We start from the raw sequence: 13,646 nt of genomic DNA, 5'->3' as shown, positions 1-13,646 counted from the left end.
ATGCCGTCATTGCCCAAGACATTGACCACCGCCATGGCGGATACCGTCGAACAGGTGGAAGCCGCCATCGAGGTGCTGCTGCCCCGCACCAGCCTCATGGAAGCGCGGCTGTTCGACGCCATGCGCTATGGTTGCCTGGGCGGAGGCAAGCGGCTGCGGCCCTTCCTGGTGATGGAAAGCGCCCGCATGTTCGGGGTGAACCCGGCCTGTGCGCTGCGCACGGCCGCCGCGGTGGAGTTCATCCATTGCTACAGCCTGATCCATGACGATCTGCCGGCCATGGACGACAGCGAGTTGCGGCGGGGCCGCAAGACGGTGCATCTGGAATTCGATGAGGCGACGGCGATCCTGGCCGGCGACGCATTGCTGACCCAGGCGTTCGAGATTCTGGCCAATCCCGAAACGCATGAGGATGCACAGGTGCGCTGCCGGCTTGTGGCCGGTCTGGCCAAGGCCGCCGGGCCCAGGGGCATGGTCGGCGGACAGATGCTGGACCTGATCGCGGAGACGACACCACTGGATATCGGGGCCATCACGCGGCTCCAGCGCCTGAAGACGGGGGAGATGATCGCCTTTTCCGCCGTGGCCGGCGCCATTCTGGGCCGGGCCGGCTCGCCGCAGCACCATGCGCTGCAGGCCTATGCCCACGATCTGGGCCTGGCCTTCCAGATTGCCGACGACCTGCTGGATGTCGAAGGCAGCCAGGAAGAGGTGGGCAAGCCCGTGGGCAGGGACAACGTCGCAGGAAAAGCCACATTCGTGTCCATCCTGGGCGTGGAGCGGGCCCGCGACCAGGCGCGCCGGCTGGCCGGTCAGGCGGCCCAGCACCTGGAGATATTCGGGGACCGGGCTGAAATGCTGCGTCAGGTGGCGCATTATGTGGTCGAGCGGCGTGCATAAGGGCAGCCGCCATCGCGGATGACACCCGGGGGCCGCAGACCGGCGGTGCCCGGCGTTCAAGGGGCGCTGGTGGAAACAGAAAAAGAGGAAGGGACCATGTCCCAGTCGAAGACGCCGTTGTTGGACCAGGTCAATATCCCCGCCGATCTGCGCCGGCTGGCACCCACGCAATTGCGCCAGCTTGCCGATGAGTTGCGGCAGGAAACCATCGACGCGGTGTCGGTGACGGGTGGCCATCTGGGCGCCGGACTGGGGGTGGTGGAGCTGACCGTCGCCATCCATTACTGCTTCGACACGCCGGACGACCGGCTGATCTGGGATGTGGGCCATCAGGCCTATCCGCACAAGATCCTGACGGGGCGGCGCGACCGTATCCGCACCCTGCGCATGGGCGGCGGCCTTTCCGGCTTCACCAAGCGGTCGGAGAGCGAGTACGACCCGTTCGGCACGGCGCACAGCTCCACCTCCATCTCCGCCGGGCTGGGCATGGCGGCCGCGCGCGATCTGGCCGGGCGGACCAACAATGTCGTGGCCGTCATCGGCGACGGGGCCCTGTCGGCCGGCATGGCGTATGAAGCCATGAACAATGCTGGTGCCCTGCAATCGCGGCTGGTCGTCATCCTGAATGACAACGACATGTCCATCGCGCCGCCTGTGGGCGCGCTGTCGGGCTATCTGTCGCGGCTGATCTCCTCCAAATCCTACCGCGGGTTCCGGGATTTCTCCAAGCAGGTGGCCGAACACTTGCCCCGCCCCCTGCTGAACGCCGCCCGCCGGGCGGAGGAATATGCCAGGGGCATGGTGACCGGCGGCACGCTGTTCGAGGAACTGGGCTTCTATTATGTCGGGCCCATCGACGGCCATAATCTGGACCATCTGCTGCCGGTCCTGGAAAATGTCCGCGACGATCCGACAGGTGGCCCCGTCCTGATCCATTGCGTGACGCAGAAGGGCAAGGGCTACGCCCCGGCCGAGGCATCGGCCGACAAGCTGCACGCCGTGGGCAAATTCGATGTGATCACGGGCACCCAGGCCAAGCCCAAGGCCAATGCCCCGTCCTACACCCGTGTCTTCGCCGAAAGCCTGATCAAGGAAGCCGCCAGGGACGAGAAGATCGTCGCCATCACGGCTGCCATGCCGTCGGGCACCGGGCTGGACCTGTTCGAGCAGAAATTCCCCAAGCGCAGCTTCGACGTGGCCATCGCCGAACAGCACGCCGTGACCTTCGCGGCCGGCATGGCCACCGAGGGGTTCAAGCCCTTCTGCGCCATCTATTCCACCTTCCTGCAGCGCGGCTATGACCAGTTGGTCCATGACGTGGCATTGCAGAACCTGCCCGTGCGCTTCGCCATCGACCGCGCCGGCCTGGTCGGGGCCGATGGGGCCACCCATGCCGGCGCCTTCGACGTGGCCTATCTGGCCTGCCTGCCCAACATGGTGGTGATGGCCGCGGCGGACGAGGCGGAACTGGTGCATATGGTGGCAACCTGTGCCGCCCATGATGCCGGCCCCATCGCCGTGCGCTATCCGCGCGGCGAAGGCGTGGGCGTGGAAATGCCCGAACAGGGCCTGCCCCTGGCCATCGGCAAGGGCCGTGTCATCCGCGAAGGATCGAAGGTCGCCATCCTGTCACTGGGGGCGCGTCTGGCGGAGGCGCAGAAGGCGGCAGAAGATCTGGCCGCCCTCGGTCTGTCCACCACCGTCGCCGATGCCCGGTTCGCCAAGCCCATCGACATGGAACTGGTGGAACGGCTGGTCCGGGACCATGAGGTGCTGATCACCATCGAGGAAGGCAGCATCGGCGGCTTCGGCAGCCATGTGCTGCACCACCTGGCGACCAGCGGCCTGCTGGATCTGGGTTGCAAGGTCCGCCCCATGGTCCTGCCCGACACCTATCAGGATCATGACAGTCCGGCGAAGCAATACGAGCAAGCCGGCCTGACCGCCCGCGACATCGTGGCCACGGCGCTGAAGGCGCTGGGGGTGGAGGGGAAGGCGGCCGTGGGGGCGTAGCCAAGCCCACGAATGTGGGCGGCGGCGGTTGAGGCCGGTGATCGGTTGCGATCACCGGGCCTAAGGTACACCGCTGCCCTCAGAGAATCCCAGGAGAGATCTCACATTTTCCTTGATTTTCAGAGGCTTAAACAAGAGATTTCGAGGATTCTCTGGTCATTTGGGTATATAAGAGCACAACGCCCGGATCGCTCCCCCTCGCAAATGACGGCTCCGAATCGAACTGGTGGATGGTTGAGCCACGGTTACTCGTAGACCGCGTAATATTTGCGCGCCGGCTCCCTGATATCCCAGACGCCGGTGAAGCCGGCCGGCATGATGAAGGCGTCGCCAGCCCTGAAGGTGCGGCTGGAACCGTCATCGCCCGTCACCACGACCAGCCCTTCCAGCAGATGGCAGAACTCGTTCTCCGTGAAGACGACGCGCCAGGCGCCGACGGCGCCCGTCCAGATACCGCAGTTGAAGCGGCCATCGGTGCTGCTGAACCGGTTGCTGACGGTCTGCACGGGATCGCCGCCCAGCAACCGGTCCGACGCGGGGCGGTAGGTTTCGGGCGCCGGACCGGGGTCGGCCAGGGCGATGATTGCGGGAAAGGGCTGGTCATTCATCACGTCACCTCCGTCCGGGGACCGGCCTGGCGCCGGTCCTTGAAGAAATCGCGCAGCAGGGCAGCCGCCCTGCCCTCCCCCAGGCCGCCATAATGGTCGGGCGCATGGTGGCAGGTCGGTTGCTGGAAAAAGCGCGGGCCATGATCCACGGCCCCCCCCTTGGGATCATAGGCCCCGAAATAGAGCCGCCGCAGCCGGGCGAAGCTGATCGATGCCGCGCACAGGGCACAGGGCTCCAGCGTCACATAAAGATCCAGCCCCGGCAGGCGCGGACTGCCCAGCAATGCCGCGGCCTGCCGGATGGCCAGCACCTCTGCATGGGCCGTGGGATCGCACAGTTCCTCCGTCCGGTTGCCGGCGGCAGCCAGCACGCGCCCCGTGGCCGGGTCGATGATGACGGCACCCACCGGCACCTCGCCGCGAACGGCCGCGGCCGCGGCTTCGGCAAAGGCGATATCCATGGGCGACGGGCGGAAACGGGGATCGGTCATGATGTGCGCAAGGCTGCATGGGACGGTCGCGCCCGTCAAGCCGGGGCCCGCTTGCGGGGCGGGGGGCTTTGCGCGTAATCTCCGGCCCCATGTCCCAGAATTCCTATGACCCCCTGCGTCAGGTGCCTGTCGAAGACGGCACCGATGATGCCGAAACGGATGACGCCACCAACCTGCCGGGTGGGGAGCGCATCGCCAAGCGGCTTGCCCGCGCCGGTGTCTGTTCCCGGCGCGATGCGGAGCGCTGGATCGCCGACGGCAGGGTGCGCGTGAATGGCAGGGTGCTGGACACCGCCGCCTTCCTGGTGCGTGACGGCGATCGTATCCAGGTGGACGGCCAGAATGTCGGGGAACCGGAACCGACGCGCCTGTGGCGCTATCACAAGCCCGAGGGGCTGGTGACGTCCGCGCGTGACGAAAAGGGCCGGGCCACGGTGTTCGACCATCTGCCGGCGCACATGCCGCGCGTGATCTCCGTCGGCCGGCTGGATCTGTCGTCGGAAGGGCTGCTGCTGCTGACCAATGACGGTGCGCTGGCCCGGCACCTGGAACTGCCGGCCACGGGCTGGCTGCGCCGGTACCGCATCCGCGTGCATGGTGTGCCGACACCGGAAACCATGCGCAAGCTGGCCGAGGGCGTGGTGGTGGAGGGGCTTGCCTATGGCCCTATCGAAACTGTGATCGACCGCACCGTCGGTTATAATTCCTGGCTGACCGTGGGCCTGCGTGAAGGCAAGAACCGCGAGGTCCGCCGCGTCTTTGAATGGCTGGGCCTGCCCGTCAGCCGCCTGATCCGCGTCGCCTATGGCCCGTTCCAGCTGGGCAAGCTGGAACGGGGCGCCGTGGAGGAGGTGCCGCGGCGCGTGCTGCGCGACCAGATCCCCGCCTTCTTCCCCGAAGGGCAGGAAGAGGGAACAACGGAGAGCGCCGGCCAGCCCGCCGCCGCCCCGCGCATGCGCTATGACCGCCTGCCCAAGGCCATGGCCCCGGCCGCGCCCGCCGGCGCGACCAAGGGCGGCCGCAAGCCGTCGGCCGCCAAGGCCCGCGACAGCGTGGAACGGCTGGTGGGCGGACGCGCCAAGCCGGCCCCCGCCCGCAAGCCCGCTGCACCACGGGACGAGGTGGAGGCACCGAAGCCCGCGAAGCGCGGCCCCGCCGCACAACTCAGCGAGAGCGCCCGCCGTGCCGTGGCCAAGCTGGACCGCGTGCTGGCCAAGGGCGACATTGCCGACGATGCGCCCGCCCCCCGGCGCAGTGCCCGCCCCGCCCCCGCGAAAACGGCCAGCACCCCCGTGAAGCCGTCGCCCGGCGGCAAGCCGGCCCGGCCGGCATCGAAGGGGGGCCCGCGTGCGGATCGTCGCCGGTAGGCATCGCGGGCGCCGGCTGGAGGCACCGTCGGGTCCCGATGTGCGCCCCACCAGCGACCGCACACGACAATCCCTGTTCAACATCCTGTCGCATGGTGACTGGATGGCGGATGGCGGCGACGCGCTGGAAGGGGCGGATGTACTGGACGCCTTCTGCGGCACCGGCGCCCTGGGGCTGGAGGCATTGTCGCGGGGGGCCGCCCGCGCCGCCTTTCTGGACCGGGCGCGGCCATCACTGGACATGGCGCGGCGCAATGCGGAAATGCTGGGCGAAACGGGAGAGTGCCGCTTCGTGCTGGGCGATGCGGGACGCCCTCCCGCCGCCCCCTTTGCCGCCGGTCTGGCCTTTCTGGACCCGCCCTATGGCCAGGGACTGGCACCGCCGGCCCTGTCCGCGCTGTCGGCAGCCGGCTGGCTGGCACCGGGCGCCCTGGTCTGCGTAGAAGTGGCTTCAACCGATGCCTTTGCGCCTCCGCCGGGTTTTGATCCGCTGGATCACCGCGACTACAGCCAGGCCCGCATCTTCTTTCTGCGACATCGCGGCTGATCCGCCCCGGACGATCACACCGCCGCCCCCAGTATCAGGCTGGGTACCGGCGGGCGGTGTATTTCGATGCGGTTGCGCCCGTTGCGCTTGGCATCATAGAGAGCGCGGTCGGCCAGTGTAAGCAACTGCTCCAGGGTCGTGCCCTCCGGCTGACCAAAGGTCCCTGCCAGACCGATGGACACGGTGACATGCTGGTGCGGGCTGCCGCCGTGCCGGATGCCGATGGCGGCCACCAGTTCATGCACCCGCTCGGCCACGGTGATGGCGCCCGCCATGTCGGTGTCGGTCAGCAGCACACCAAATTCCTCGCCCCCCAGACGGGCTGCGGTGTCACCGCCGCGCGGCACGGCCGCCGCGATAGCCTGTGCCACAGAACGCAATGCTGCGTCGCCGGCCCCGTGACCGTAGGTGTCGTTAAAGGGCTTGAACAGGTCGATATCAATCATCATCACCACGGTGTCGTGCGGCTTGCGCGATATCCGGGCCTGCTCGCGGCGCATAAGGTCGTCGAACATGCGGCGGTTGGCGATACCCGTCAACGGATCGGTCGTCGCCAATTGTTCCAGCCGGCTGTTCGCCTCCGCCAGTTCGGCTTTAGCCCGGCTGCGCTGCAGGGCATCCAGGTGCGCCTTGATGATCAGGGTGACGAAGCCGACTAGCAGGGCTGCGGCCGTAAAACCCACGGTCAGCGCGTTGGCGCGCCAGTCCTGATAGATGTCGTGCAGCGGCTTGGCCAGTTCCAGCCGCAAGGGCCATTGGGTCACAGGCGTGGTGATCACCAGATGATCATCGACACGGCTGGCTTGTGGACGGCCGGATCGCACGGCGCCTGCAATCGGCAGCAGTACCGTTTCCTGCCGGGTGATCACCGCGTCTGCTTCCGGAAGGGCCGGCTTGCGGGCCAGCACGGTGCTACCATTCAGCAGCAGGGTGACGCTGGCATTGGGCGGCAGGGTGATGTCGGCGAACAGACTGTCGAAATATTCCAGACGCATGGAGGCGGCAACGACACCCTGGAACGACCCATCCGGACCGCTGACCCGCATCGACAGCATGAGCACGGGCTCTCCCGTCGACAGGGCCAGATAGGGACCGGAAATCAGCAGGTCACGATCATTCCGGCGGCGATGATGATCGAAATAGGGCCGCCAGCTCCGGCTTTCGCCCGTCACCAGCCCATCCCCGGCCCCCATCATGATCGTGCCCGTTGCATCCGTTACGAACAGCACGCCCATTTCGTGCGGTATGGCGGAATGTTCGAACAGGAACCGTTCCCGCAATTCCGGCGGTATCTGGCTGAAGGCCGGCGATGTGATCGTATCGCGCAGGGTTCCCAGAAGGAATTGGAACAGGTTCAGGTGGCGGTCGATATCACCGGCGATGGCACTGCCAAGGTTGGTCGCCTCGGCTTCGGCCCGGATACGGGCGTTACCGCGATCCAGATAAATCTGGGCCATGATGATGAAGGACATGGCCAGGGCCATGGCGATGCCCAGACCGGGCAGAAGCCATCCGGGCCGGGAAAACGTCCAGCCGACCGTCCCTGACCTAAGCCTATGCGGTATGCCCAAAGTGTTTTTCATGACAACAGGATAACTGCCATCGATCCACCGGGAAGGGCTTCCACCTCATCCGCAAGGATAGGTTATCTTTTCCGGCAACCGGCCTAGAACCGCTGAAACGCCCGCATCAAGAATCGCCATAAAAAAGGGCGGCCCCGCAAAAGGCCGCCCCGGTCATCGGTACGTACCGATGCTCAATCCGCGAAAGCGTCTTCCCAGGAACCCTTCGTGGCGGCCTTCGAATATTCCGTGGCCCGGTTCTCGAAGAAGTTCGTATGTTCCACGCCATTCAGGATGGCATCCATCCACGGCAACGGATTCTTGTCTGTCTTGTAGATGGGCTGCAGGCCGAGCTGGGCCAGACGACGGTCGGCGATATAGCGGATATATTTCTTCACATCCTCGCCTTCCAGGCCCTTCACCGCCCCCATCTCGAACGCCAGGTCGATGAAGGCATCCTCGTGGTGCACGATGGTCTCGCACGCCTTGTAGAGTTCGCGTTGGAATTCCTCGTCCCAGACCTCGGGGTTTTCGCTGATGAAGGTCTTGAACAACTGGATGATCGACTGCGTATGCAGGCTTTCATCACGCACCGACCAGGTCACGATCTGGCCCATGCCCTTCATCTTCCCGAACCGCGGGAAATTCATCAGGATGGCGAAGCTGGCAAAAAGCTGGAGCCCTTCGGTAAAGGCGCCGAACACGGCCAGGGTCTTGGCAATGTCCTTTTTACTGTCGACGTTGAACTCCTGCATGTAATCATATTTGTCCTTCATCTCCTTATAGTGGAGGAAGGCGGAATATTCGACCTCGGGCATGCCGATCGTGTCGAGCAGATGGCTGTAGGCCGCGATATGCACCGTCTCCATGGCGGAGAAGGCCGCCAGCATCATGCAGACCTCGGTCGGCTGGAACACGCGGCTATAGTGCCGCATGTAGCAATTGTTCACCTCGACATCGGCCTGGGTGAAGAAGCGGAAAATCTGGGTCAGCAGGTTCCGTTCGGCATCGGACAGGTTGTTGCGCCAATCCTTGACGTCATCGGCCAGGGGCACTTCCTCCGGCAGCCAATGGATGCGCTGCTGGGTGAGCCAGGCCTCATAGGCCCAGGGGTAGCGGAAGGGCTTGTAGACCGGATTGGGCGTCAGCAGGGAGGACATGGCACCAACACTAGATGTAGGGGGTGGATGCCCTAACCTAGCACAATGGAACCGGGGGGAAAGGCCCGCTCCTGTGGATTGATTGTGGATAACGGGGGTGGTGGTGGCCAGTGCCGCCCGCCGCCTGCGTCCCCGCCCGCACGGCCAAATGGGCATACCCCATCCGATAGCCGGCCCGCGGGCAGCCGATTGCGGGGCCCGCGGCCCGTCGGGAAAAAAGCAGGGGGGAATCGGGCCGGTCCTATCGTCCCCGGTCGGCCGTCTGCGTATCGTCGTTCAGCAACGGATTGAGTGCCGGCGCCAGGATTTTCAGCAACTGTGCCGGCAGGGCGGACGTGAAGCGGTATTCCGCCGCCTCCGGCCCGTGAACATGGGCCGTGATCACCCCGAAGAACCGGTCACCGATATAGAAGACGAACGTGGCCGTGCGGTTGACGACACGGCTTTCCAGCACCACGCCGCCAGGACCGTAGCGTTCGAACCGGTGGTCGCCCGTGCCGGTCTTGCCGCCGACGGGGATTTCCGCGCTGTCGGCGGCCGTGAAGGCACCCTTCACACGCCGGGCCGTGCCATTGTCCACGATATCGCGCAGGTGCCGGCGAACCACGCGCGCCACTTCCGGCGCCATCACCTGTTCGGCCCTGTCCAGCAGGCTGGCCGGCACGAAACTGGTCTCATACGGGGTGGCGCTGGCGAAATGCAGGCGGTTGACGCGCAGGGTGGGCAACCGGACACCATCATTCAGGATGATGCCCATCAGTTCGGCCAGGGCCCCCGGCCGGTCGGCCGAACTGCCGATGGAGGTGGCATAGCTGGGCACCAGCCTGCCGAACGGATAGCCCAGACGCTGCCATTCCTCATGAATGCGGGTGAACGCCTCCTCCTCCAGCACGATACCGATGCGCGTGTCCTGTGCCCGCTTGGACCGGGAGGAAAAGAGCCAGTTATAGCTTTCCTGCCGCGACTCGCTGCTATCCTTCAGCATGTCGCGGCGCTGGGATGCGGGGCTGTCCTGGAGATAGGATACCAGCCACAGTTCCAGCGGATGCACGCCGGCGATATAACCGCGGTCGTTCAGCGACCAGTTGTCGGGAGCGTAGCGGTCGTAAAGCGCGCGGACCTGCGCTTCCGGCGGCCCGCCGGCCGGCATGTGCCGGTCCAGGAAGCGCGCCAGGTCCTGCACGGGCGCGTTGGGCAGCGCCGAGCGGAAGATCACGGACAACCGGTCCGGCAGGGGCCGGATGCGTCCGGCCAGCTTGTCCAGGGCGGCGGCCGGCTCCAGCCCCTGATAGGTCGACCAGAACCGGTTCAGGAAGGTGCTGCCCTCCTGGTCGGCGAACTGCGACAGATAGGTGCGGCGCGCCGGATGGCGGGGATCATCCATCAGGTCGGTGCGGTTGTCGGGGCCTTCCGCGATGTAATGGTTGGCGATGTCCCGCATCATGCGGATGAAGACCAGATTGACGGAATGGCGGAACGCCTCCGCCACGCTGATCACCTTTCCATCGTCCAGCCTGTCGAAATTGCCGAAGCTGTGCAGCCCGCCGCCGGTGAAGAAGCGCTCCGCCGGGCTGGCCGAATAGGGGCGCTGCATCGCCAGGTCGAGCAGGCCCGCAATGCCCAGGCCCGGCTGGGCCGACATGGTGCGCAACACCCATTGCGTCAGCCGGTCCGGCGCATCCAGGGCCGCGGCATCCAGTTCATAGGTCTCCCGCCCGACATAGCGGTCGTGAAGCTTGGCGATGATCTCCAGATAGGTCACCAGCGTTCGCAGCTTGGCCGTGGAGCCGAGATCCAGCTTCGCCCCCTCGTTCAGGTCCAGCGGCTGGGGCAGCGTATCGACCTGCACCCGCACAAGGTTGGCGTCCGCCGTGCGCTCGAACAGGGTGACCGAATAGACGATGCGGGCCGGATCGGCCTGGTTCAGCAACCGCTCGCCGACCAGGCCCAGGGCGGCGGCCTGCACGGGATCGGCCAGCTTGCGCAATGTCTGCGTGACGCGCGCCTGGGTCGGCTGGTCCAGCGTGGTGTCCACAGCCAGGTCCAGCCTGTCCAGCGCGTAGAGGCTGGGGACACCCAGCATGCCCAGCAGGCGGGAGCGGATGGCGTTGGTCGCCTTCTGTTCCACGAAGCTGGGTTCCGGCATGGAAGGCGGCTCGGCCCGGAATCGCAGGGGGAAGAAGCGCGCCGCGTCTGCCAGGGGTGCCGGCACGATGCCCGACCGCTCCAAAAGGCGCAGATGGCCGTTGGCCAGTTCGTTCAGCGCCTGCCGGCCGGTGCCCGTGCCCAGATAGGCAGATGGCCGGCGCTGGGCCAGCAGCAGGCTCAACACCTGCTTGTAAACGACGGCCTGGAGCTGAAGATCCTCCTCCGTCCGCGGACGGTCGCGCAGGATGCGGTTGGCCAGGGCGAAATCGGTGCCGTACCAGGCCCACAGCCCGTCGCCCAGGCCATTCACCTCGCCCATGCCGGGCCGGGCGGACAGCGGCGTGGAATTCAGGTAATCGACCAGGATCTGATGGCGGGCCCGTGTCGTGTCCGGCCCGCCCTTGTAGGCGCGGACGGAAGCCGACATCATCTGCCGCAGCTTTTCCATGCCGCTGCCCGTGCGGCCTTCAGGCGAATGCCGGTATTTCTCGATCTGCGTGGCCAGGGTGGAACCGCCGGCCCGCGGATTGTCGGGATTGACCAGTTTCAACGGGATATTGGCCAGGGCCAGGGCAAACCGGTCCCATTCCACGGCCGGGTTGCGATGCGGATGGGTCGGGTCCAACAGCTCCCGGTTCTCGATGAACAGAAGCGTATCAGCCACCAGCCTGGGCACTTCCCCGAACCCGGCATAGGTGCGCTCCGGATAGCGCGCGTCGAACAGGGGGTGACCGTGCGGGTCGCGGATCGACAGGCCGCCGGCCGTCTTCTCCGCATAGGGGGCGAATCCGCCGAAATCCATGTAATCGCGCAGGGCCGGACTGGGCCGCGCCTGCAGGTCCACGCGGTAGTTGGCGGCCACCAGCCGCTCCACGAAGCCCGGGATGCCGGCATAGCCCAGGCGCTGGTCATAGGGGCCGGGGCCGGGAAACCGGATATCGGGGTTGGGGCCGGGCTCCAGTTGCCAGGTCAGGTCCCGACCATAACGGGCCAGCACCTCCGCCTGCAGGCGCGAGGTCCTGGTTTCGTGCCAGACCATGGCACCCGCACCGGTGACCAGCGCCAGGGTCAAGCCCCAGGTCATCCACCGATAGAACCGCGCCGACGGCATTCCCCGAAACGCTCCCCCGATCTTTGTTTCCGCCCATCCATAGCATGGGGGATGCAAGCACCGCTACGTGGGCCGTGGGGCGTCACCGGCTGAAAGGACGGGGAAGGACCCGCGTTTCCTAACGGGATTGGCGGAAAACCAGACGCCTGGACAAGACAAAGTTGAACACCAGCCCCGAGACGCTGCCGGCCGCCACCCCGGCATAGGGCAGAAGCGCCGCCAGCGCCGCCGGCCACAGGCCGACCCAGGCAATGACGGGCCCGCCCAGTTGCAGGACCACCACATAGACGGCGTAATTGACCAGCGCCCCGACGGCATTGGCCGCCAGGAACCGCAACCATTGCCGCAACGCCCCACGCCGGCTGACACCCGCGAAGGTATATTGCCGGTTCATGTACCAGGTGAAGGTGGCCGCCATGAGATAGGAGAAGACGCGGCCGCCATAGGGGTCCAGCCCCAACAGATGCAGCGCCACGGCCAGCGCCGCCATATCGACGAACAGCCCCCCGACCCCGATCAGGGCGAAGGTGAGGAACTGGCGCGGAACGGGTTTGGTCATGGCAGGAGCGGTCATGGCGGCGGTTCCATGCCTACACGCTTTTGCCCGGCGGGTCACGCCGCTCGACAGCGCGTCGCAGATGGGATAGGCGTGGCAGCCATGTCGATCGCCAAAGCCATCCACCACCCGTTCGCCACCGGCCTGCTGCCCCTGCCCGCGCGGGGGACCGGCTTCATCCTGAACGCCGGGGCCGACAGCGCCCTGTCGCCGGACCTCCGCCCCCTGATCTGCGTCACCGGGTTCAAGCCGGCACATGATGCGCTGGTGCAGGCCGGGTTCCAGGTGGTGCGCGACCTGCCCGCCGGCCCGTACCGGACCGGCCTGTGCCTGATGACCAAGCACAAGGCTGAAAGCCTGGCCGCCATGGCGCAGGCCTGGGAGGCGCTGGAGCCCGGCGGGCTGCTGGTCTGTTGCGGCGACAATGATACCGGCGTGGCCAGTCTGATGAAGGCTGCCAGGCAGGCTTTCGGCGAGATGGAGAACCTGTCCAAGCATCATGCCCGTGTCTTCTGGACCGTGAAGCAGGCCGGGCCGCCCCCGGCCATTCTGGCCGAATGGCAGGAAGGGGCCACCGTGCGGCGGGTGGAAGCCACCGGCTTCATGGCCGGACCCGGCATGCATGGCTGGAACAAGGTGGATGCCGGCTCCCGCCTGCTGGCCACCCAGTTCCCCGGCGCCATCCGGGGGCGGGTCGCCGATCTGGGGGCCGGGTGGGGCTATCTCTCGGCCGAATTGCTGCGCGCCGGACCCGGCCGCGTGGCAGGCCTGGATCTTTACGAAGCCGATGCGGCGTCGCTGGCCGCCGCCGCGACCAATGTGGCGCCCCTGGCCGGCGGCACGGTGCTGAAATACCATTGGGCCGATGTGACGGCCGGCCTGCCGCGCGGGCGTTTCGACTGGATCATCACCAATCCGCCCTTCCATGCCGGCAAGGCCACCGACGTGACGCTGGGCAGCCAGTTCATCATCCGCGCGGCGGAGGCGCTGGGGACGGGCGGCACCCTGCTGCTGGTCGCCAACAAGCACCTCCCTTACGAAGCCGTTTTCGACGGACATTTCAAATCGCGCCGCACCGTGGCGGAGGCGGAGGGCTTCAAGGTGATCGAAGGCCGGAAGTAACCCTTGCCCCGGCAACGGCCGGCCATTTCCAGACTGCGGAACCCTTTTCGGGTGGATTTAT

Annotated in this window: 11 protein-coding genes; 5 read left to right on the top strand and 6 right to left on the bottom strand. The window is 66.4% G+C overall.

Features of this window, described 5'->3' with window-relative positions; translation table 11 throughout:
* Both ABC728_RS19940 and dxs read left to right on the top strand, forming a co-directional pair.
* Positions 1-900 (top strand): polyprenyl synthetase family protein, encoded by a 900-nt coding sequence (locus tag ABC728_RS19940; protein ID WP_416620747.1) that lies wholly within the window; start codon positions 1-3, stop codon positions 898-900.
* 96 nt (positions 901-996) lie between these two features.
* Entirely contained in the window at positions 997-2,913 is a 1,917-nt protein-coding gene (dxs, locus tag ABC728_RS19935) for a 1-deoxy-D-xylulose-5-phosphate synthase (protein WP_416620748.1), read from the top strand.
* A gap of 245 nt (positions 2,914-3,158) precedes the next feature.
* Here dxs and ABC728_RS19930 read toward each other — a convergent pair whose 3' ends face one another.
* Together ABC728_RS19930 and ABC728_RS19925 are read right to left on the bottom strand one after the other, a co-directional pair.
* Complete coding sequence (locus ABC728_RS19930; RefSeq protein ID WP_416620749.1) at positions 3,159-3,521, bottom strand: cupin domain-containing protein; 363 nt, start codon at positions 3,519-3,521, stop codon at positions 3,159-3,161.
* Positions 3,521-3,982 (bottom strand): nucleoside deaminase, encoded by a 462-nt coding sequence (locus ABC728_RS19925; protein ID WP_416620779.1) that lies wholly within the window; start codon positions 3,980-3,982, stop codon positions 3,521-3,523. The genes ABC728_RS19930 and ABC728_RS19925 overlap by 1 nt, the downstream gene beginning before the upstream one ends.
* 119 nt (positions 3,983-4,101) lie before the next feature.
* On the opposite strand from ABC728_RS19925, the gene ABC728_RS19920 reads away from it, so the two are divergent.
* Together ABC728_RS19920 and ABC728_RS19915 are read left to right on the top strand one after the other, a co-directional pair.
* Complete coding sequence (locus tag ABC728_RS19920) at positions 4,102-5,379, top strand: pseudouridine synthase (RefSeq protein WP_416620750.1); 1,278 nt, start codon at positions 4,102-4,104, stop codon at positions 5,377-5,379.
* Positions 5,360-5,926 (top strand): RsmD family RNA methyltransferase, encoded by a 567-nt coding sequence (locus ABC728_RS19915; RefSeq protein ID WP_416620751.1) that lies wholly within the window; start codon positions 5,360-5,362, stop codon positions 5,924-5,926. The genes ABC728_RS19920 and ABC728_RS19915 overlap by 20 nt, the downstream gene beginning before the upstream one ends.
* Before the next feature lie 14 nt (positions 5,927-5,940).
* Here ABC728_RS19915 and ABC728_RS19910 read toward each other — a convergent pair whose 3' ends face one another.
* The 4 genes from ABC728_RS19910 to ABC728_RS19895 form a co-directional block, all read right to left on the bottom strand.
* Complete coding sequence (locus tag ABC728_RS19910; RefSeq protein WP_416620752.1) at positions 5,941-7,410, bottom strand: sensor domain-containing diguanylate cyclase; 1,470 nt, start codon at positions 7,408-7,410, stop codon at positions 5,941-5,943.
* A 272-nt stretch (positions 7,411-7,682) separates the two neighbouring features.
* A complete protein-coding gene (locus ABC728_RS19905) occupies positions 7,683-8,648 on the bottom strand; it encodes a ribonucleotide-diphosphate reductase subunit beta (protein WP_416620753.1) in 966 nt (321 codons plus the stop codon).
* Between the two features lie 241 nt (positions 8,649-8,889).
* Positions 8,890-11,880, bottom strand: a complete 2,991-nt coding sequence (locus ABC728_RS19900) for a transglycosylase domain-containing protein (protein WP_416620754.1) — start codon at positions 11,878-11,880, stop codon at positions 8,890-8,892.
* 145 nt (positions 11,881-12,025) lie between these two features.
* Positions 12,026-12,481 carry a GtrA family protein gene (locus ABC728_RS19895; RefSeq protein WP_416620755.1) on the bottom strand — a complete coding sequence of 152 codons (456 nt, stop codon included), beginning with the start codon at positions 12,479-12,481 and terminating at the stop codon, positions 12,026-12,028.
* 84 nt (positions 12,482-12,565) lie between these two features.
* On the opposite strand from ABC728_RS19895, the gene ABC728_RS19890 reads away from it, so the two are divergent.
* A complete protein-coding gene (locus ABC728_RS19890) occupies positions 12,566-13,585 on the top strand; it encodes a class I SAM-dependent methyltransferase (protein ID WP_416620756.1) in 1,020 nt (339 codons plus the stop codon).
* The last annotated feature ends 61 nt before the right edge of the window (positions 13,586-13,646 follow it).

Source organism: Niveispirillum fermenti (genome assembly GCF_052474395.1).
This window is presented reverse-complemented; position numbering and strand designations above follow the sequence as displayed.

What these genes read in the sequence shown, in the direction of transcription:
- ABC728_RS19940 (WP_416620747.1), top strand. Translation starts at nt 1, where the DNA reads ATGCCGTCATTGCCCAAGACATTGACCACCGCCATGGCGGATACCGTC.
- dxs (WP_416620748.1), top strand. Translation starts at nt 997, where the DNA reads ATGTCCCAGTCGAAGACGCCGTTGTTGGACCAGGTCAATATCCCCGCC.
- ABC728_RS19930 (WP_416620749.1), bottom strand. Translation starts at nt 3,521, where the DNA reads ATGAATGACCAGCCCTTTCCCGCAATCATCGCCCTGGCCGACCCCGGT.
- ABC728_RS19925 (WP_416620779.1), bottom strand. Translation starts at nt 3,982, where the DNA reads ATGGATATCGCCTTTGCCGAAGCCGCGGCCGCGGCCGTTCGCGGCGAG.
- ABC728_RS19920 (WP_416620750.1), top strand. Translation starts at nt 4,102, where the DNA reads ATGTCCCAGAATTCCTATGACCCCCTGCGTCAGGTGCCTGTCGAAGAC.
- ABC728_RS19910 (WP_416620752.1), bottom strand. Translation starts at nt 7,410, where the DNA reads ATGGCCCTGGCCATGTCCTTCATCATCATGGCCCAGATTTATCTGGAT.
- ABC728_RS19905 (WP_416620753.1), bottom strand. Translation starts at nt 8,648, where the DNA reads ATGTCCTCCCTGCTGACGCCCAATCCGGTCTACAAGCCCTTCCGCTAC.
- ABC728_RS19900 (WP_416620754.1), bottom strand. Translation starts at nt 11,880, where the DNA reads ATGACCTGGGGCTTGACCCTGGCGCTGGTCACCGGTGCGGGTGCCATG.
- ABC728_RS19895 (WP_416620755.1), bottom strand. Translation starts at nt 12,481, where the DNA reads ATGACCGCTCCTGCCATGACCAAACCCGTTCCGCGCCAGTTCCTCACC.
- ABC728_RS19890 (WP_416620756.1), top strand. Translation starts at nt 12,566, where the DNA reads ATGTCGATCGCCAAAGCCATCCACCACCCGTTCGCCACCGGCCTGCTG.